At 74.0% G+C, this 19,254-nt stretch carries 18 protein-coding genes; 10 read left to right on the top strand and 8 right to left on the bottom strand.

The window, feature by feature from the left end:
- Positions 1-40 precede the first annotated feature (40 nt).
- Positions 41-1,090 carry a Zn-dependent alcohol dehydrogenase gene (locus tag GSY65_RS16285; RefSeq protein WP_159769028.1) on the top strand — a complete coding sequence of 350 codons (1,050 nt, stop codon included), beginning with the start codon at positions 41-43 and terminating at the stop codon, positions 1,088-1,090.
- Between the two features lie 149 nt (positions 1,091-1,239).
- Positions 1,240-2,451, top strand: a complete 1,212-nt coding sequence (locus tag GSY65_RS16280; protein ID WP_159769025.1) for a glycosyltransferase — start codon at positions 1,240-1,242, stop codon at positions 2,449-2,451.
- A gap of 58 nt (positions 2,452-2,509) precedes the next feature.
- Here GSY65_RS16280 and GSY65_RS16275 read toward each other — a convergent pair whose 3' ends face one another.
- Positions 2,510-3,547, bottom strand: coding sequence for a GlxA family transcriptional regulator (locus GSY65_RS16275; RefSeq protein WP_159769022.1), 1,038 nt, complete (start codon positions 3,545-3,547; stop codon positions 2,510-2,512).
- A 71-nt stretch (positions 3,548-3,618) separates the two neighbouring features.
- Between GSY65_RS16275 and GSY65_RS16270 the strand changes: the two genes are divergently transcribed.
- Together GSY65_RS16270 and GSY65_RS16265 are read left to right on the top strand one after the other, a co-directional pair.
- The gene (locus GSY65_RS16270) at positions 3,619-4,974 is read left to right on the top strand and encodes an MFS transporter (protein WP_159769019.1); all 1,356 of its coding nucleotides are present in this window, start codon (positions 3,619-3,621) and stop codon (positions 4,972-4,974) included.
- Positions 4,975-5,117: 143 nt separating this feature from the next.
- Positions 5,118-5,654 carry a hypothetical protein gene (locus GSY65_RS16265; RefSeq protein ID WP_159769016.1) on the top strand — a complete coding sequence of 179 codons (537 nt, stop codon included), beginning with the start codon at positions 5,118-5,120 and terminating at the stop codon, positions 5,652-5,654.
- An 11-nt stretch (positions 5,655-5,665) separates the two neighbouring features.
- On the opposite strand, the gene GSY65_RS16260 is transcribed toward GSY65_RS16265, so the two are convergent.
- The 4 genes from GSY65_RS16260 to GSY65_RS16245 form a co-directional block, all read right to left on the bottom strand.
- Positions 5,666-6,346, bottom strand: coding sequence for a flavin reductase family protein (locus GSY65_RS16260; RefSeq protein WP_201452558.1), 681 nt, complete (start codon positions 6,344-6,346; stop codon positions 5,666-5,668).
- A gap of 158 nt (positions 6,347-6,504) precedes the next feature.
- Entirely contained in the window at positions 6,505-7,332 is an 828-nt protein-coding gene (locus tag GSY65_RS16255) for an enoyl-CoA hydratase/isomerase family protein (protein WP_159769013.1), read from the bottom strand.
- A 64-nt stretch (positions 7,333-7,396) separates the two neighbouring features.
- Positions 7,397-9,649 (bottom strand): acetate--CoA ligase family protein, encoded by a 2,253-nt coding sequence (locus GSY65_RS16250; protein WP_159769010.1) that lies wholly within the window; start codon positions 9,647-9,649, stop codon positions 7,397-7,399.
- Positions 9,650-9,939: 290 nt separating this feature from the next.
- Positions 9,940-11,148, bottom strand: coding sequence for a flavin-containing monooxygenase (locus GSY65_RS16245; RefSeq protein ID WP_159769007.1), 1,209 nt, complete (start codon positions 11,146-11,148; stop codon positions 9,940-9,942).
- Between the two features lie 405 nt (positions 11,149-11,553).
- Here GSY65_RS16245 and GSY65_RS16240 point away from each other — a divergent pair, with 405 nt between their 5' ends.
- The 4 genes from GSY65_RS16240 (at position 11,554) to GSY65_RS16220 (ending at position 14,298) form a co-directional block, all read left to right on the top strand.
- Entirely contained in the window at positions 11,554-12,000 is a 447-nt protein-coding gene (locus GSY65_RS16240; RefSeq protein WP_159769004.1) for a DoxX family membrane protein, read from the top strand.
- A gap of 203 nt (positions 12,001-12,203) precedes the next feature.
- Positions 12,204-12,596, top strand: a complete 393-nt coding sequence (locus GSY65_RS16230; RefSeq protein WP_159776044.1) for a Zn-ribbon domain-containing OB-fold protein — start codon at positions 12,204-12,206, stop codon at positions 12,594-12,596.
- A 191-nt stretch (positions 12,597-12,787) separates the two neighbouring features.
- A complete protein-coding gene (locus GSY65_RS16225; protein WP_236579820.1) occupies positions 12,788-13,348 on the top strand; it encodes a GNAT family N-acetyltransferase in 561 nt (186 codons plus the stop codon).
- A gap of 80 nt (positions 13,349-13,428) precedes the next feature.
- On the top strand, positions 13,429-14,298 hold the full coding sequence (locus GSY65_RS16220; RefSeq protein WP_159768998.1) for a class I SAM-dependent DNA methyltransferase: 870 nt from the start codon (positions 13,429-13,431) through the stop codon (positions 14,296-14,298).
- A 208-nt stretch (positions 14,299-14,506) separates the two neighbouring features.
- Here GSY65_RS16220 and GSY65_RS16215 read toward each other — a convergent pair whose 3' ends face one another.
- Together GSY65_RS16215 and GSY65_RS16210 are read right to left on the bottom strand one after the other, a co-directional pair.
- Positions 14,507-15,193 carry a pyridoxine/pyridoxamine 5'-phosphate oxidase gene (locus GSY65_RS16215; protein WP_159768995.1) on the bottom strand — a complete coding sequence of 229 codons (687 nt, stop codon included), beginning with the start codon at positions 15,191-15,193 and terminating at the stop codon, positions 14,507-14,509.
- 21 nt (positions 15,194-15,214) lie between these two features.
- Positions 15,215-16,420: a thiolase C-terminal domain-containing protein gene (locus GSY65_RS16210; protein ID WP_201452557.1), complete on the bottom strand. Its 1,206-nt coding sequence runs from the start codon at positions 16,418-16,420 to the stop codon at positions 15,215-15,217.
- A 113-nt stretch (positions 16,421-16,533) separates the two neighbouring features.
- On the opposite strand from GSY65_RS16210, the gene GSY65_RS16205 reads away from it, so the two are divergent.
- Together GSY65_RS16205 and GSY65_RS16200 are read left to right on the top strand one after the other, a co-directional pair.
- The gene (locus GSY65_RS16205; protein ID WP_159768992.1) at positions 16,534-17,736 is read left to right on the top strand and encodes an acyl-CoA dehydrogenase family protein; all 1,203 of its coding nucleotides are present in this window, start codon (positions 16,534-16,536) and stop codon (positions 17,734-17,736) included.
- The gene (locus GSY65_RS16200; protein ID WP_159768989.1) at positions 17,736-18,236 is read left to right on the top strand and encodes a nitroreductase family deazaflavin-dependent oxidoreductase; all 501 of its coding nucleotides are present in this window, start codon (positions 17,736-17,738) and stop codon (positions 18,234-18,236) included. The genes GSY65_RS16205 and GSY65_RS16200 overlap by 1 nt, the downstream gene beginning before the upstream one ends.
- A 248-nt stretch (positions 18,237-18,484) precedes the next feature.
- Here the strand turns inward: GSY65_RS16200 and GSY65_RS16195 are convergent, their stop codons facing one another.
- Complete coding sequence (locus GSY65_RS16195) at positions 18,485-19,132, bottom strand: TetR family transcriptional regulator (RefSeq protein WP_159768986.1); 648 nt, start codon at positions 19,130-19,132, stop codon at positions 18,485-18,487.
- Positions 19,133-19,254: the final 122 nt, after the last annotated feature.

Below are 19,254 nucleotides of genomic sequence, written 5' to 3'. Positions count from 1 at the left end.
TGAGGGCGGGCCTGTCGGCGGCGGGGCGGGGGGTACCGGCGTGAGAGGCGTCGTGTTCGACGGGAAGCGGGTCGAGGTCGTCGACGACCTCGACGTCCGGGAGCCGGGGCCCGGCGAGGTGCGGGTCGCGGTCGCGGCGGCCGGGCTCTGCCACAGCGATCTGTCGGTGGTGGACGGGACGATCCCGTTCCCGGCGCCGGTGGTGCTCGGGCACGAGGGCGCGGGCGTCGTGGACGCGGTGGGCGCCGGCGTCACCCATGTCCGGCCCGGTGACCATGTGGCGCTGTCCACCCTCGCCAACTGCGGGACCTGCGCCGACTGCGACCGGGGGCGGCCCACCATGTGCCGTCGCGCGATCGGGCGCCCGGAGCGGCCGTTCACGCGCGGCGCGGAGCCGCTGTTCCAGTTCGCCGCCAACTCCGCCTTCGCCGAGCGGACGGTCGTCAAGTCCGTGCAGGCCGTGCGGATACCGGACGACATCCCGCTGACGTCGGCCGCGTTGATCGGATGCGGTGTGCTGACCGGGGTCGGCGCCGTCCTCAACCGGGCGCGCGTCGACCGGGGCGAGAGCGTGCTCGTCATCGGGGCCGGGGGCATCGGGCTCAACGTCATCCAGGGCGCGCGCCTCGCGGGCGCGACCCGGATCGTCGCGGTCGACGCCAACCCGGAGAAGGAGGCCGTCGCCCGGCAGTTCGGCGCCACGCACTTCCTCACCTCCGTGGACGACGCGCGGCAGGTCGTGCCGACCGGCGTCGACCACGCCTTCGAGTGCGTCGGCCGCGTCGAACTCGTCCGCCAGGCGATCGACCTGCTGGACCGGCGGGGACAGGCCGTGCTGCTGGGCGTGCCGGCGGCCACGGCCGAGGCGTCCTTCCGGGTCTCGTCCCTCTACCTGGACAAGGCGATCCTGGGCTGCCGCTACGGATCGTCACGGCCCCAGCGGGACATCGCGCTCTACGCCGAGCTGTACCGCGAAGGGCGGCTGCTGCTCGACGAGTTGGTGACCGCCACGTACCCGGTGGAGGACTTCGCGAAGGCGGCCCAGGACGCGGCCGAGGGGAGGGTCGCGCGGGCGGTGCTCACGTTCTGAGCGCCGGGGCGCAAACGAAATGGCAAGGAGTCACCGAACTCCTTGCCGTGCTCAACTTATAGCGCACGGGGGGTCTTGCGGCAAGGCCCCGGTCGTACCGCAGAATCACCGGCCTGAGCGGGAGTTCGGCGGAGATCGGGAGTGGTGGAGTGCGCGTTGTGCTGTCGACCTACGGGTCGCGGGGGGACATCCAGCCGATGGCGGGACTGGCCGCGAGTCTGCGGGAGTCGGGCGCCGAGGTACGGGTGTGCGGCCCGTCGGACGAGGAGTTCGGGAAGCTGCTCGCCGGGATCGGCGGGGAGATGGTGCCGTACGGGCCGTCGGCGCGGTCGCTGACGAAGGCGGCGCCGCCCGCGTCGACGATCCCCGAACGCGCCGCCCAGGTGATCGCCAGCCAGTTCGAGGTCATCACCGCGGCGGCCGAGGGCTGGGACGTCCTCGTGGCGACCGGCATGATCCCGGCCGCGGCAGGTGCGCGCTCGGTGGCGGAGAGACTCGGCATCCCCTCGGTGTCCGTGACCTTCCAGCAGCTCACGCTGCCGTCGCCGCAGCGCCCGCCGCTGGCGTACCCGGGGCGTCCGCTGCCGCCGGACGTGACCGACAACCGGGCGCTGTGGGACCTCGACGCCGAGGCCGTCGACGCGCTGTTCGGGGAGGCGCTGAACACCCAACGGGCCGCGGTCGGGCTGCCCCCGGTGGACGGTGTCCGTGACCATGTCGTCGGCGACCGGCCCTGGCTGGCGACGGACCCCGTCCTCGACCCGCCGACGGAGATGCCGGACTTCGACGTCGTCCAGACCGGCGCGTGGTTCCTGCCCGACGAACGGCCCCTGCCGGACGAGCTGTCGGCGTTCCTGGACGCCGGCGATCCCCCGGTCTACGTGGGCTTCGGCAGCATGCCCATGCACGCCTCGCGGGACGTCGCCCGCGTCGCCGTCGACGCGGTGCGGGCGCGGGGCCGCCGGGTGCTCGTCGGGCGCGGCTGGGCCGATCTCGCCCTGATCGACGAGCGGGACGACTGCCTCGCCGTCGGCGAGGTCAACCACCAGGCGCTGTTCGGGCGGGTGGCCGCCGTCGTCCACCACGGGGGCGCCGGCACCACGACCACGGCCGCCCGGTGCGGCGCCCCCCAGGTCGTGGTACCGCAGGCGGCGGACCAGCCGTACTGGGCGGGCAGGGTGGCGGCCCTCGGCATCGGCGCGGCGCACGACGGCCCCGTCCCGACCTACGCGTCCCTGTCGGCCGCGCTGGAGGTGGCGCTCGCCCCGGAGACGGGGGAGCGGGCGGGGGCGGTCGCCGCCACGGTCCGCACCGACGGGTCGGCGGTGGCCGCGAAGCTGCTGCTCGACGGGGCCGTGTGACGGCGGACGGGAGCGGCTGCCGGGGCCGCGGTCAGGGCTGTGGCTGAGAGGGCCGCGGTCAGGGGTGTCGCTGAGGGGCCGCCGGTGTCGCTCCGCCCGAGCGGAACGTGCGCCGGTACGCCGTCGGGGTCACCCCCAGGGCGCCCTGGAGGTGCTGGCGCATCGACTGGGCGGTGCCGAACCCCGCGTCGTGGGCGATCTGGTCGATGGACAGGTCGGTGGACTCCAGGAGGTGGCGGGCCCGTTCGACACGCTGCCGGGTCAGCCACTGGCCGGGGCTGACCCCGACCTCCTCACGGAAGCGGCGCGTGAACGTACGCACCGACATGGCCTCCTGCCGGGCCATGTCCCGCAGCTGGATCGGCTCGTGGAGACGGGCGAGGGCCCAGGCGCGGGCGGCGGTCGTCCCGGCGGCCTGCTGCTCCGGCACCGGCCGCTGGATGTACTGGGCCTGACCGCCGTCCCGGTGCGGCGGCACCACCGTGCGGCGGGCCACGTCGTTGGCGACGGCGGTGCCGTGGTCGCGCCGCACGAGATGCAGGCACAGGTCGATGCCGGCGGCGACGCCCGCCGAGGTGAGGACGTCGCCGTCGTCGACGAACAGCACGTCGGCGTCCACCCGCACCTTGGGGAACAGCCGCTGGAAGTGCTCGGCGTGGTACCAGTGCGTGGTCGCCGGGCGGCCGTCGAGGAAACCGGCGGCGGCCAGGACGTAGCCGCCGGTGCAGATGGAGACGAGCCGGGTGCCGGGGCGGATGAGGGCGAGGGCGGCGGCCAGTTCCGGGGTGAGGACGCCGTCCTCGTAGACCGGGCCCAGTTCGTGCGAGGCGGGCACCACCACGGTGTCCGCGGTCGCCAGGGCCTCCGGTCCGTTCCCGATGAGGACGGCGAAGTCGGCGTCCGTCTCCACCGGTCCCGGCGGCCGGATCGAGCAGGTGACGATGTCGTACAGACGCCGGCCGTCCGCGCCCCTCGCCTTGCCGAAGATGCGCTGCGGGATCCCCAGCTCGAACGGCAGCAACCCGTCCATGGCGAGGACGACGACTCGGTGCCGGGCACCGGGCCCGGCGGGCTTGCGGGACGGCTCCGGGGTCATGGCCCGATCCTAACGAATGCTGTCCTTCGGGCCACTCGTTCCGGAAGATCGCAGGTCCGAAGCTTGTCCGCATGACGCAGAGAGCCGACGACGCACCCGCGCTCGCCCGCACCACCACTGATCGGCAGCCCCACGAGTCCCGCCCCGCGAAGTCCTCCCGGGTGCACCGCGCCTGGTTCGTCGCGGCCGTCACCTTCGTGACGATCATCGGCGCGGCGGCCTTCCGTTCCCTGCCGGGTCTGCTGATCGACCCGTTGAACGACGAGTTCCACTGGTCGCGCGGCACGATCGCGTCCGCCGTGTCGGTCAACCTCGCGCTGTACGGGCTGACGGCGCCGTTCGCCGCCGCGCTGATGGACCGCTTCGGCATCCGCCGGGTGGTCGCGGTGGCCCTCACGGTGATCGCGGTCGGCGCCGGTTCGACGGTGTGGATGACCTCGGCCTGGCAGTTGATGCTCTGCTGGGGCCTGCTCGTGGGGCTCGGCTCCGGCTCGATGGCGCTGGCGTTCGCGGCGACGGTCACCAACCGCTGGTTCACCGAGCGGCGCGGCCTGGTCTCGGGCATCCTGACCGCCGCGTCGGCGTCCGGGCAGCTGATCTTCCTGCCGCTGCTGTCCTGGATCGTCTCGGAGCACGACTGGCGGCCCGCCGCCGTCACCGTGGCCCTCGCCGCCCTGGCAGTCGTCCCGTTCGTCTGGCTGCTGCTGCGCGACCATCCGGCGGACGTGGGGCTGAAGCCGTACGGGGCGACGGAGTTCGTGCCCAGGCCGGTGCCCGTGCCGGGGGCCGCGCGCAGGACGGTCCGGGTCCTCCTGTCGGCGGTGCGGACCGGGCCGTTCTGGCTGCTCGCCGGTACCTTCGCGATCTGCGGTGCCTCCACGAACGGCCTCATCCAGACCCACTTCGTGCCCGCCGCCCACGACCACGGCATGCCCATCACCGCGGCGGCCTCCCTGCTGGCCGTCATCGGCGTCTTCGACGTCGTCGGCACGATCGCCTCGGGCTGGCTCACGGACCGCTACGAACCGCGGCGGCTGCTGGCCGTGTACTACGCGTTCCGCGGCCTCTCGCTCCTCTTCCTGCCGTATCTGCTGGCCCCCACCGTGCACCTCCCGATGATCTTCTTCATCGTCTTCTACGGCCTCGACTGGGTCGCCACCGTGCCGCCCACCATGGCCCTGTGCCGTGAGCACTACGGCGACGACAGCGCCATCGTCTTCGGCTGGGTCCTCGCCTCCCACCAGGTCGGCGCCGCCCTCGTCGCCTTCCTCGGCGGCCTCGCCCGCGACACCTTCGGCGCGTACGACGTCGTCTGGTACGCCTCCGGGGCGCTGTGCGCGGTGGCGGCGCTGATGGCGCTGGTCATCCGGCGCCGGCGGCCGAACGCGCCCACGGGCGGCCCGAACGTCGCGGTGGCCGGCGCCTGACGCACGGCGGTTCCGGGGCGGCATCTGCCCCGCGACGGTTCCGGGGGCGGCACCTGTCCCGCGGCGATTCCGCGGCGGGGCGGGCGCAACCGTTTCCGCGTGGGCACACTCCCTACCAGACGGGGAGGGGCCCGGTGACGTCCATGGCGAAGACAGAGGCGACGGGCGAGGGTGTGGCCCGTGGGAGCGCCGAGCCGTCGGCGGTGGCCATGGCCGTGCTCGGGGTCGAGGGCGCGCTGGTGTGCGCCGTACTGGTCGTGGCCGCGCTCGGCGCCCAGGCGGGGCCCGGTGGCGGGGAACCCGTCGCGGCCCTCGCGGTCGTGCCGCTGATGCTCGTGCTGATCCTGTTCGCGGGGGGCGTCGTCACCGCCGCGTACGTCGTCCCGGCCGTGTGCCTCGCCCACTGGACCGCGCGGCAGCTGACCGGCCGCACCGCCTGGTGGTGGATCCCGCCCGCCTGCACCCTGTGGGTGCTCCCGGCCCTGGCCGTCCCCGCCTGGCACCTGGCGGGACTCGGGCTCTACGCCGTGGCCCTGCCCCCGGCCCTGGCGGTGCACGCCACCGTCGTACGGGCCCGTGCGGGCCGGCCGGTCCAGCCCTGCGCGGCGATCCTCTCGTGGGGCGCGCTGGCCGTCGGCTGCGTGGTGATCGGCGGCGGGGCGGTCGTGGCGGTGGGGTGATGCAGAGGGCCTCAGCCGGCCGTGAAGCCGCCGAAGCGGCCCCGGTGGAACAGCAGTGGCGCGCTCGACGCCCCGTCCGTGCCGACGGTGCCCAGCGCCTCCACCCGGCCCACCACGATCAGATGGTCACCTCCGGGGTGCACGGCGTGGATCGCGCAGTCGATCCAGGCGGCGGCCCCGGCGAGGCGGGGCGAGCCGGTGACAGGGGCCGGGTCGTGGTCGACACCGGCGAACTTGTCCGAGCCGCTCACCGCGAACCGCCGGCACAACTCGCCCTGGTCCGCGGCGAGTACGTTCACACAGAAGACGCCCGCGCGGGCGATCCGGGGCCAGGTCGACGACGTACGGCCCACCATGAAGACCACGAGGGGCGGGTCGAGGGAGAGCGAGGAGAAGGACTGACAGGCGAATCCGGCGGGGCGCGGCGCCGGGCCCGGTCCAGGTCCCGGTCCAGTGATCGCTCCCGGGGTGGTGTCGGGTGCCGGTGGGGCGGTGATGACCGTCACGCCCGTCGCGAAGCTGCCCAGGACGCGGCGGAACTCCCCCTGGTCGACCGGCATCCGCTCGCCCTCACGGACACAGCGCAGCTCGGGGCGGGGCAGTGCTTCGACCGGGCGCGGCGGCGCGGCCGTCCGCGTCCGGTCGGACCGTAGATATCGGACGGCGGCCGCCGCCATTCCCGCATGTCCCATCACCGTTCCATTGAAACTGACGGACCGTCAGAAATGAAGGGTGTGGAGCCGGTCCGCCCCCGGTCCGTCGCGGGTCCGCCCCCGGTCCGTCGCCGGTCCGCCCCCGGTCCGTCGCCGGTCCGCCCCCCGGTCCGTCGCCGGTTCCCGCAGCGGGACGCTCAGCGGCCCTCGAAGCGGGGCGCGCGGCGTTCGACGAAGCTCGCCACGCCCTCCTGGGCGTCCGCCGTCGTCATGTTGATCTCCTGGGCGGCGGCCTCGGCCGCGAAGGCCGTGGCGCGGTCGGCGTCCAGGGAGGCGTTGACCAGGTGCTTGGTCAGCGCCAGGGCGCGGGTCGGGCCGGCGGCGAGGCGCTCGGCCCACGCGCGGGCCGTCTTCTCCAGGTCGGCGGCGGGGACGACCCGGTTGACCAGGCCGAGCCGTTCCGCGTCGGCGGCGGACAGCGCGTCGCCGAAGAACATCAGCTCCTTCGTGTGTCGCGGCCCGATCAGCCGGGGCAGGAGGTAGGCGCCGCCGCCGTCGGGGACGAGGCCGCGGCGCACGAACACCTCGATGAAGCGGGCCTCCTCGGCCGCCAGGACCAGGTCGCAGGCGAGGGCGAGGTGCGCGCCGAGGCCGGCCGCCGTGCCGTTCACCGCCGCCAGCACCGGCTTCTCGCAGTCGAGGACGGCCGCGACGAGCCGCTGGGCGCCGAGGCGGAGGGTGCGGGCCACGTCGCCGGCGACCCGTTCGGCGGGGCGGGCCGCCCCGCCGCGCAGGTCGGCGCCCGCGCAGAACCCGCGGCCCGTCGCGGTGATCACGACCGCCCGCACGGCGGGATCGGCGGAGGCGTCCGAGAGCAGCTGGACGAGACGGTCGCGCTGGTCGGGGGTGAGGGCGTTCATCGCCTCGGGACGGTTGAGGGTGATCCACGAGACGGCGTTGTCAGTGGCGTGCAGTATCAATGAGTCACGGGACTTTTCCTGATGTTCATGGAGGGAAGCGGACATGTGGGTGCTCCAGCTGTTACGGGGTGTGATGACCTTGATCGGTGCGCGATGGTGGCGCCGGTGCTCAGCGGCACACCGCCAGCGCGTCCAGGGCCACGGCGCCCTGCCCCCTCGGCAGCACCATCAGCGGGTTGATGTCCAGCTCCGCGATCTCGTCCCCCAGCTCCAGCGCCATCCGCTGCACCCGCAGCACGACCTCCACGAGCGCGTCGACATCGCCTGGCGGCGCCCCGCGGACCCCGTCCAGCAGGGCCCGGCCGCGCAGTTCGGCGAGCATGGCGCGCGCCTGGTCCTCCCCGAAGGGCGGCACGCGTACGGCCGCGTCGCGGAGCACCTCGACGAGGACCCCGCCGAGCCCGACCGTCACCGTCGGACCGAAGAGGTCGTCGTGCGTGACCCCCACGACCATCTCCACGCCCCGCTCGACCATCTGACAGACGAGCACCCCGTCGAGCGGCACGTCCTCGTAGCGGGCGATGTCGGTGAGTTCGCGATAGGCGTCGCGGATCTGGCTGGCGGAGGTCAGTCCGATCTTCACCAGGCCGAGTTCCGTCTTGTGGGCGATCCGCGCCCCGGACGCCTTCATCACCACCGGGTAGCCCACGAGGCTCGCCGCGCGCACGGCCGCCGCCGCGCTCGTCACCAACTGCTCGCGCGGCACCCGTATCCCGTAGGCGCGCAGCAGCTGCTTGGCCGCGTGCTCGCTCAGCTGCTGCCCCGGCCGCATCAGCTCCCGCGCCTTGCGGAAGGAGGGCGACGGGCTGCGCGGCGCCTCGTCGAAGGGGGAGCGGTAGGCGGTGGTGAAGCGGGCGTGGTCGAGGTGGGCGCGGACGGCGGTGATGCAGTTGGCGAAGGTGCGGAAGGTCGCCACCTTCGACGACCCGAGCAGCGTCTCGCGGTAGGCGTCCTCGGTGCCCACCGGCGACCCCCACACCACGCACACCAGCTTGTCGGTGCGTTCGGCGGCGTCCACCAGGTCCTGGGCGAGCTTGTCGCTCATCGGTGGGAAGGGACCGGTGATGGGGCAGATCAGGACCCCGACCGCCGGGTCGTCGAGGATCGCGTCGAGGATGCGCGGGCCGCGCCAGTCACCCACCGGGTGCCCGCCGTTGTCGACCGGGTTGGCCACGTTCAGATAGCCGGGGATCCACTGGTGCAGTTCTGCCTGCTTGGCCTCCGACAGCGTCGGCAGGCGCAGCCCGGCCTCCGTCGCCAGATCAGCGAAGTGCGCGCCCGTGCCGCCCGAGATCGAGTAGACGACGACCCCGTCGGCGACCGGGCGTGCGGGGGCCCCGGAGCGCGGGCGCCGGGCCCGTGCCAGCAGGGTCGCCGTGTCCTGGAGTTCGTCCAGGCCGTCCACGCGGATCACGCCGTACTGCCGCATCGCCGCGTCGACCACCGCGTCCGCGCCGGTCAGCTTGCCGGTGTGGGTGGCTGCGGTGCGGGCGCCGGCCTCGGTGCGGCCGACCTTCACGGCCACGACGGGCACCCCGCGGCGGGCGGCCCGGTCGGCGGCGAGGAGGAAGGAGCGGCCGTCCTTGAGGCCCTCGATGTAGCAGGCGATGGCGCCCACCTCGGGGCGTTCGGCGAAGTAGGAGATGAAGTCGGCGGTCTCCAGGTCGGCCTCGTTGCCGGTGGGGGCCCAGTGGGAGAGGCGGATGCCGAGTTCCTGGAGGGAGAAGACCGGGCGGCCCTGGTGGCCGGACTGGGTGATCAGTGCGATGGCGGGTCCGTCCAGGTCGTCGCGGAAACGCTCGAAGGCGTTGAGGTTGGTGTTCGGGCCGAGCAGCCGCAGACCTGCCGAGCGGGCGACGGCGGCGGCCAGCCGCTGCTGCGCGAGGGCCCCCTCCTCGCCGGTCTCCGCGAAGCCGGACGCGAACGCCACCGCGAACTTCACCTTGGCCGCCGCGAGCTCGTCGATCAGCGGGAGCGGATCGGAGACGAGCAGCACGGCGAGATCGACCTGTTCGGGCAGGTCGGCGACGGAGGGGGAGCAGGGGACGCCGAAGACGGACGGGCGGGTGGGGTGCACCGGGTGCAGCCGGGCACCGACCCGTTCCGCCCAGGCGAGCAACTGCCGGGTGATCCCGGTGTTGGGCCGGCCCTCCGTGTCCGAGGCGCCCACCACGGCCACGGACTCGGGCCGGAAGAACCGGTCCAGATCGGGGACGTCGGCGTACAGCGGGCGCCCGCTGACGTCCAGGTCGCCGGCCTCGGCGGGTCTGCCGTGCACGATCTGCTGGGGGGTCTCGCCGCAGGCGATGGCCCGGGCCCGGCGGGAGTCGGTGGTGAGGGTGCCGTGGGTTGATCCAAGCATCGGTCCGCCCGCTCCTGTGTGACAGCCAATTCACTGGGGTGACGCGGTCACGTGAACCACTCACATCCAACTGACGCAGCGTCAGATTTCAGACTACTAAACTGACGCTGTGTCAGGAATGGCTGTGCGCGCAAAGTTACGCGGCGGTACGGCGGTAGGCGGTGCGGCGGTGCGGTGGTGTGCCATAGGACGGCACGGCGGCACGGCGGTACGGGAGTTGTACCCGCCGGGCGCGGGCGTCAGACGTGCACGACGTCGGCCGGGGTTCCGCTGGGCCGGCCTCCGTGCGGTCAGCGCCCGGCGCGCGCCTGCACGGTGACCGCGTCGCGTGTGGCGACGCCTCCGGCGCGGGCGACGGCCTTGGCTATCTTCTCGGCGTCGAGGGCGAGTTCGCGGAACATGCCGCTGATGGGGTTGGTGAAGCCGGTGAAGTACAGGCCGGGCGCGTTGCGCGGGGAGCGCGCGCCGTGCACGACCGGCTTGCCGCGTCCGTCCAGGACGTCGAGGTGGCCGACGAGCCCCTCCAGGGCCCGGCGGTAACCGGTGGCGGCGATCACGGCGTCGGGCTGGACGCGCGAGCCGTCGGCGAGGACGACCTTGCCGTCCTCGAACTTCTCCACCGCGGCGACGATCTCCACTTTCCCCTTGCGGACGGCGTCGATGATGCCGACGTCCTGGACGGGGATGGAGCCCTCGTTGACCCGTGAGTAGAGGCCGGAGGTCGGGCGGGGCAGCCCGTGCGCGGACAGGTCGGGGACGCTGAGCCTGGCCATCGGCCTGGCGATCCGGTCCACCAGGGCGACCGGGAGCCGCCGCACGAGGACGGCGCTGTACTGGGCGGCCCAGCCGGCCGTGGAGCGGCGCACGATGTGCGGGGCCGTCCGCACCGCGAGCCGTACCCGCTCCGCCCCGCCCTCGACGAGGTCGACGGCGATCTCGGCGCCGGTGTTGCCGATGCCGACGACGAGGACGTCACGGCCGGTGTAGGGCTCGGGGTTGCGGTAGGCGGAGGCGTGCGACAGGTCGCCGGTGAAGGTGTCGCGGCCGGGCCAGTCCGGGATGTTCGGCGTGTGGTTGTAGCCGGTGGCGACGACGACCGCGCCTGCGGTGAGTTCCCGGCCGCCGGTGGCGCGCAGCAGCCAGGTGCCGTCGGGGTTCCGCTCCACGCGCGTGACCTCGACGCCGGTCACGATCTCCAGCGCGTGGACCTCGGCGTACTTCTCCAGGTAGCGCACCACGTCGTCCCGTGCCACCCACCGGCCGAAACGGCGCGGCATCGGCAGGCCGGGCAGCGCCGACAGCCGCCGGGTGGTGTGCAGGCGCAGCCGGTCGTAGTGGCGCCGCCAGGACGCGCCCACCGCGTCCGACTTCTCCAGCACGACGGCCCGTACGCCCCGGGCGTGCAGCGCGTGGGCGGCGGCCAGCCCGCCGGGTCCGCCACCGATCACATAGACCGGGTGGTCGGAGACGGGGGTCGCGGATGCTTTGGAGTCGGCCATGTGCCCGAGCGTATTCACGTCCCCCATTGATGGGTCTCGGTCAAGACCGGAATTGGTTGCGGATTGATCACGGCTGAGGAGGAGTGCGTGAGGTCTGTGGCGTAGGTCTCCCGGAATGTGTCGGGTGCGTGGCGCGGATGGGGGTGGTGGGAAGCCTCGTTGCGCGCCCTGCGCCTTGCGCCTTGCGTCTTGCGCCCCGGTGTCCCGCGCTCCGTGCCCCGTGCCCCATCTCCTGTGCCCCTGCCCCTCTCCGTGTCCCGCGCCCTGCGCCCCGGTCTCCCGTGCCCCTGCCCCGTGTCCAGCGCTCCGTGCCCGGTGGTCCGGACGTCTTGCGCTTCCCCCGTCCGTCCGCTGAACTGACGTACCGTCAGATACTGCGCGCGGACGTGTCGAAGGGCGGCAGCGATGGACTCGGTCTGGCTCTCCGGTGGTGAATGGCTGGCCGTACTGCGGATCGGGCTCGGGCTGTGGTGGCTGGAGAGCTGGCGGCACAAGGACAAGAAGACCTGGTTCCAGGGGGCCGGGATCACCTGGGCGGCCGGGGTGGCCGGGAAGCACCGCTGGCAGGCGGTGCGCAGCGGCTTCGACGTGGTGGTGAAGCCCCGGCCCCGGACGATGGCGTACGTCGTCGCCTACGCCGAACTCGCCCTCGGGCTCGGTCTGGTCCTCGGCTTCCTCACGCCGGTGGCGCTGGTCGGAGGGCTGCTGCTGAACCTCCTCTACTTCGTGCTGATGATCCACGACTGGGCCGAGCAGGGGCAGAACTCGATGATGGCGCTGATCTCGGTCGTGGCGCTGTTCGGGATGTCGTGGCAGAGCTGGTCGCTCGACAGCGCGCTGGGACTGTTCTGATGGGCGCCGCCGGGGCCGCCGGGGCCGCCGGGGCCGCCGGGGCCGCGAGGGCTGTTGGGGCTGCCGGGGCTGCCGGGGCCGCGAGGGCTGTTGGGGCTGCCGGGGCTGCCGGGGCCGCGAGGGCTGTTGGGGCTGCCGGGGCTGCCGGGGCCGCGAGGGCTGTTGGGGCTGCCGGGGCTGCCGGGGCCGCCGGGCGGTTCGACCTGCCGGAGGCCGACGTCTTCAGCCGTACGTACTGGGACGCGGCGGCCGAGGGGCGGCTGCTCGTACGGCGGTGCGGGGCGTGCGGACGGGCCCACCACTACCCCCGCGAGTTCTGCCCGCACTGCTGGAGCGAGGACGTGCGCTGGGAGCGGGCGAGCGGCCGGGCCACGCTGTACACGTGGTCCGTGGTCCACCGCAACGACCTGCCGCCCTTCGGGGAGCGGACCCCGTACGTCGCCGCCGTCGTCGACCTCGCCGAGGGGCCGCGCCTGATGACCGAGATCGTGGAGTGCCCGGCGGCGGACCTGCGGGTGGGGATGGCGGTCGAGGTGGTGTTCCGGGAGGCCGGGGAGTTCCGGGTGCCCGTGTTCCGGGTGTGCGCGACCCTCTAGGAGCGGGGCGGGGCAGGGGCGGGGCATCGGAGGGGCAGGGAGGCCGAAGGGTCTCGGGTTCACTCGGGTTCAATGGCGGGGTGAGCCGTACTTCCGAGTCGTGGGCCGATGAACCGCCCGCCGGGTCTCCCGGGGCCGCCGGGTCTCCCGGGTCCGCCGGGTCCCCCGGCCCTGCTGGGGCTCGTGCCGAGGTGCATGGGTACGGGCTCGTGCTGTGCGCCTGGGACGCCGAGTCCGACGCCGATGTGGACGCCTGGTTCCGGGGGCGTTCCGACCCGGAGTTCCGGCGGTGGAACACGCCCCTGATGCTGGACGACGGGCCCGAGGGGGCGCGTGAGTCGTTGCGGCAGCGCGCGGAGACCGACGCGGCCGGGAGCACCGCGGCGTTCCGGGTCGTCGACGCGGAGAGCGGGGCCACGCTCGGGCAGGTCGGGTTCAGCGGGATCGACCGGCTCATGCGCCGGGCCATGATCGGGTACTGGGTGCTGCCGGAGGCCCGCGGCCGGCGGGTCGCCCGCCGCTCGGTCGACCTCGCCACGCGCTGGGCCTTCACCGAACTCGGCCTCCACCGCATCGAACTCGACCACGCCCTCGGCCACGACGTGTCCTGCCGGATCGCCGAGCGGTGCGGGTACGCCTACGAGGGGACCCTGCGCGGGGCGATGTGGGAGGCGGGACGGCACGACGCCTTCCGCGACGCCCACCTCCACGCCCGCCTGGCCACCGACCCGGAACCGAGCGGGGACGCGTGACGCGGGGCGGGCGGGAGGCCCGGCCGGCGGGCGTGAAAACCGCGTGCGGGTGGCGGCGCCCCGTCGGTACGGTCATGAGAATGCGTGCAGAGGGACGTGCCCACGGAAACGTACAGACACCCGGCCACGACGTGACGACACGGGCACCCGACGACGGGTACGCCACGGTCGACGACCCGGACGGCTACTTCGGTGAAGCCATCGCCGCCCGCTACGACGAGACGTCCGCCGCGATGTTCGCCCCGGAGAGGGTCGATCCGGCCGTGGCGTTGATCGCGGAACTCGCCGAACAGTCAACACAGTCCGAGGGGTCCGGAGGGCCCGGACGGTCCGGGCGCGAGGCCCGTGCGCTGGAGTTCGGCGTCGGCACCGGGCGGATCGCCCTGCCGCTCGCCCGCCGGGGCGTTCCCGTGCACGGCATCGACATGTCGCGCGCCATGGTGGAGCGGATGCGGGCCAAGCCGGGCGGGGACGCGATCGGCGTGACCATCGGGGACTTCGCCACCGCCCGCGCCGACGGCGAGTTCACCGTCGCCTATCTCGTCTTCAACACGATCAACAACCTGCTCACACAGGACGCCCAGGTGGACTGCTTCCGCAACGCCGCCGCGCACCTCGTGCCCGGCGGGCACTTCGTCGTCGAGGTCGGGGTGCCGGCGCTGCGCAGTATGCCGCCGGGGCAGGACGCGGTGCCGTTCCACGTGGGCCCGGACCGGCTGGGGTTCGACACGTACGACGTGGCCACGCAGGGGATGCGGTCACACCACGTGCGGGTCGTCGACGGGCGGGCGACGCACTTCTCGATCCCGTTCCGGTACGTGTGGCCGGCCGAGCTGGACCTGATGGCCCGGCTCGCCGGGATGCGGCTGCGCGACCGCTGGGAGGACTGGGACCGGCGCCCGTTCACCAGCGACAGCACCCGCCACGTGTCGGTGTGGGAGAAGGCCTGAACCGGTAGGACCGGGGCCCGAGCCGGTAGGACCGGGGCCCGAGCCGGTAGGTCTGGGGCCCGAGCCGGTAGGCCGGGCCCCGGCATCAAGGGCCGGGCCCTCGGGACCGAGGGCAGGCCGGGCCTCGGCACCACGGGCCGGGCCTCGGCACCACGGGCCGGCCGGGGCCTCAGAACCGCGGCAGGCCGGGCCCCGGCACCACGACCCCTCACGGCCACAGGAGTTCCTTGGCCCAGCCCTCTCCCGCCCGGCGGTAGACGAGCCGGACGTGGCGTCGGCGGGCGTCGCCCTGGAAGAACTCCACCTCGTCCGGCTCGACCGTGTACGCCGTCCAGGACGGGACGGGCGCGTCCGGCTCCCGTTCGGCCCGCGCCCACGCGTCCTCGGAGGCCCGTTCCAGCTCCGCCAGCGAGGGCAGGACCGCGCTCTGCCTCCCCACGAGGGCCGCGGCGAGCGCGCCCGTCGAGCGGGCGTGCAGATCGGCCTGGGCGAAGGCGGCGGAGGCCACCGTGACCCGGCCGCGCACCCGCACCTGCCGTCCCTGCGCGGCCCAGTAGAACCCGAGGGCCGCGTACGGGCGGGCCGCCAGGTGCCGTCCCTTGCGGCTGCCGGCGTGCGTCGCGAAGTGCCAGCCGTGGTCGTCCACGTCGTGCAGCACCACCGTACGGACGTCCGGGTCGCCCTCCTCGTCCGCCGTGGCCAGCGACATCGTGTGCGGCTCCGGCTGCCCCGCCGCGGCCGCCTCGGCGAACCAGGCGGTGAACAGGGGGACCGGCGCGGCGGGCGTCGCGGCCGGGTCGAAGCCGGGCAGTTCGGTGACCTCGGGGTCCCAGACCCGCAGGGTCCGCAGCAGCTGCACGAAGTCGGAGGGGGCGTGGGCGCCGGGAGTGCTCATGCGCCGATTCTGCCGGGGGCGTCATCCCCGCCCGAGCACCACCGTCCCCGAGGAGCAGAACCAGCCCCCCGTGCCGGAGGCGACGGCGAGGCGGGGGAGGTCGCCGCCGGGGGAGCGGAGCTGCCGCTCGCCGGCTTCGCCGCGCAGCTGGCGGACGGCCTCGACGAGGAGGAAGAGGCCGCGCATACCGGGGTGCTGGGCGGACAGACCGCCGCCGTCGGTATTGACGGGGAGGTCCCCGGCGAGGGTCAGACGGTTCTTCTCCACGAAGGGGCCGCCCTCGCCCTTCGCACAGAAACCCAGGTCCTCCAGTGTCAGCAGCGTCATGTAGGTGAACGCGTCGTAGATCTCCGCGAAGTCGATCTCGGACGGGCGGATCCCGGCCCGTTCGAAGGCGAGGCGGCCGCTGACCGCCGCCGGGGAGACGGTGAAGTCGGGCCATTCGGACATGCTGGTGTGGGAGACGTGCTCCCCGGTGCCGAGCACCCGGACCGGTGTCGCCGGCCGGCAGTCGCGCGCGTACTCCTCGGCGGCCAGCACGACCGCCGCGCCGCCGTCGGAGCGGACGCAGCAGTGCAGCTGGGTGAACGGGTCCGCGACCGGCGGGGAGGACAGCACGTCGTCGACGGTGATCGGCGTGCGGAACATCGCTTCCGGGTTCGCCGCCGCGTTCGCCCGCGCCTGCACGGCCACCGAGGCGAGCTGCTCCAGGGTCGTCCCGTACTGGTGCATATGGCGGCGGGCGGCCATCGCGTACTTGGCGATCAGGGTGTGCCCGTAGGGGGCCTCGTACTGGAGGGGGCCGCGCGCGCCGAAGGAGAAGGTGCCGGTGCGGCGGCCCGCCCTGATGTCGGCGCGGGCCGTGGAGCCGTACACGAGCAGCACGACGTTCGCGTGCCCGGCGGCGATCGCGTCCGCCGCGTGCGCCGCCATGACCTCCCAGGTGGCGCCGCCGACCGACGTGGAGTCCACCCACGTCGGCCGCAGCCCGAGGTACTCGCCCACCTCCACCGGCGCCAGCGTCCCGAGGCCCGCCGATGCCAGCCCGTCCACGGCGGTGTGCTCCAGGCCCGCGTCCGCCAGGGCCCGGCGCGCTGCCTGCGCGTGCAGCGCGTACGGCGTCGCGTCGTCCACCCGGCCGCAGTCGGCGAGCGCGACCCCGACGACGGCCACCTCGCGGCGGCCGGCCCTTCCCCTGCGGAACCCCGGTACGGCGGCAGTGGTCATGTATCTGACGGTACATCAGATTCTTGCGTGGGGGACCTGTGCTTCGGCCGCTCGCCGCTCTAACATGACGCACCGTCAGATGCAGTGCAGGGGGGAGCAGAGGGGGACCGCCCATGGACGCCCGCTTCACCGCCGAGCAGCAGGAGATCCGCCGCACGGTACGGGAGTTGCTGCTCAAGCGCAGCGGCCCGGAGGACGTCCGGGCGGCCGTACGGACCGGCGAGGGCTACGACACCGCGCTGTGGACGGCGCTCGCCGAACAGCTCGGGCTGCCGGGGCTCGCGCTCCCCGAGGAGTACGGCGGGGTCGGCTGCACGGTCACCGAACTGGCCCTCGCCTGCGAGGAACTGGGGCGCGGACTCACCCCCTCGCCCCTGCCCGCCACCGCGCTCCTCGCGGCCCCCCTCGTCCTCGCCCTCGGCACCGACCGCCAGCGCCGCCTGCTCCTCCCCCGCCTCGCCACGGGCCGGCTCACCGCCACGCTCGCCGTCCCCGGCGCCGCCCTCGCCACCGCGCTCGCCCTGACCGGCGACAACCACGGCCCGTGGTCCGGCGGCGGTCGCGCCGGGGGAGTGCAGGCGCGGCGGGACGGCGACGGCACCGGCTGGCGGCTGTACGGGGAGGTCGCGCAGGTGCTCGACGGCCACAGCGCGGGCCTGCTCCTCGTGGCCGCCCACACCGGCGGATTCGCCCGGTCGCGCACACTGCTGTTCCTGGTCCGGGCCGAGGCGACGGGACTCGTACGGGCCCGGCAGACCGCCCTCGACGAGACCCGGCCGGTGGGCCGTGTGCAACTCCGCCACACTCCGGCCGAGTTGCTGGGTGAGGACGACGAGGCGGACGTACCGGCCGCGCTCGCCGAGGTGGGTGACGCGGCCGCCGCCGTCCTCGCCGCCGAGGCCGTGGGCGCGGCCGACCGGGTCCTGGAGCGGACCGTCGCCCATGTGCGGCAGCGGGAGCAGTTCGGGCGGCCGATCGGATCGTTCCAGGCGGTCAAGCACCGGCTGGCCGACGTGTACGTGGGGGTGCAGGCCGCCCGGTCGGCGGCGTACTACGCGGCGTGGAGCGCGGGCGTGCGCGGCGAACGGGTCGGCGGGCAGGCTCTCGCCCAGGCGCTTCAGGCGCTGCGGACCGCCGCCGCGGAGGGCGTCCAGTTCCACGGCGGTCTGGGTTTCACCTGGGAACACGAGGCGCATCTGTACGTCAAGCGCGCCACGGCGGAGGCGCTGCTCCTCGGCCCCGCGCACCGGTTGCGGGGGCGGGCGGCGGAGCTGGCGGGCATGTTCGGCGGCGACGACGAGGAGGTGCGGGGCTGATGGCCTCGAAGAGCGCGAGTGGCCTGAAGGGCGCGGGCGTGCGATGGGTGCAGAAGGTGTCGTCCGCTCCGGCGTTCGCGCGGGTGGCGCCCCATGTCATCCCCGCCCTGGACCGGGCCGTGCACCGGGCGACGCGGGGCAGGGTGCTCCTCAGTGCGCAGCTGCTGCCGGGCGTCGTCCTGACCGCGACCGGGGCGCGGAGCGGGGTGCCGCGCCGCACGCCGCTGGCCTGCATGCCCGAGGAGGGCGGCCGGAGCTGGCTGCTCATCGGCTCCAACTTCGGACGGACCGACCACCCCGCGTGGACCGCGAACCTGCTGGCCCACCCCGACGCCGTGATCAGCTGGAAGGGCGAGGACGTCCCGGTCACCGCGCGGCTGCTCCAGGGCGAGGAGCGGGCGGCGGCATGGAAGGAACTGCTGCGCTTCTGGCCGCCGTACGCGACGTACCAGGCGCGGGTGGAGCGGGAGATCCGGGTCTTCCGGATCGTCCGGCGGTGAGGGCGCGGGTGCAGTGACCGTGCGGCGGTGACGGCACGGGGCCGGGGACTGTCCGATGGTGAGGCGCGGGGCTTGGGGACTGTCCGGTGGTGAGGAGACGGGTGCGCGTGACCGGCCGGTGGGCCTGGTGGCGCCCGGGGCCCGGATCGTCCGGCGGCGGCGGTGAGGACGCGGCGGGCGGCCCCCCGGCTGGGGGCGCCGCCCGCGTGACAGGATGCGCGTCCGGGACCGCCCGGGGCTGCTCCTGGCTACTTCGTGGGCTTCTTGCCGGTGATGCCCAAGTGCACCAACAGGGCCAGGTTCGGCTTCAGTTCGGCCTGCTTCACACCCCAGGACTGGAAGCCCTTCTGGTGCGAGGAGACCGAGGCGAGCATCGCGACGAGGGAACCGGCGAGCGCGCCGGGGCTCACGTCCTTGTCGACCCGGCCCTTGGCCTGCAGCTCCTTCACCGCCTCCGACAGGGAGTTGGTGACCGAGTTCAGGATCTTCATGCGGATCTTGTAGAAGCGTTTGTCGCCCTCGGCGGCGCCCAGGTCCACGACCCGGAGGATCGCGTCGTTCTTGCGCCAGAACTCCAGGAAGCCGTCGACGAGATCCTGGGCGGTCTGCCAGCCGGCCTTGCCCACCCAGGAGCGTCCTTCGAGGAGGGAGGTCAACGTGGCGCCCTCGGCGGCCATTTGCTCCGCGATCTCCAGAACCGCGCCCTCGACGTCCGGGAAGTACTGGTAGAAGGTCGCGGGCGAAGTCCCCGCCCGCCGCGCGACATCGATGACCTTGACGTCCCGGTAGGGGGAGGAGCTGAGCATCTCGCTGAGGCAGTCGAGCAGCTTCTGCCGGGTCGCCTGCCCACGTCGGCCGGCCACGCGGCCGTCGACGGTACGCACTTGTCCTGTCATGCCGTCAGCTTACCGAGGGGGGATCGGAGCGCGATTCGGCCGACTGCAAATGGGGAGTGCGGGCTTCACCAAGGGCTTCTCGGGACGCGACGGGCAGTGCGGTGGCGGGATTCTTTCGGTGC

The sequence above is a fragment of the Streptomyces sp. HM190 genome, assembly GCF_009857135.1.
Taxonomy (GTDB): domain Bacteria; phylum Actinomycetota; class Actinomycetes; order Streptomycetales; family Streptomycetaceae; genus Streptomyces; species Streptomyces heilongjiangensis.
Note: the sequence above shows the minus strand (reverse complement) of the source record. Positions and strands in the feature narration are given on the sequence as shown.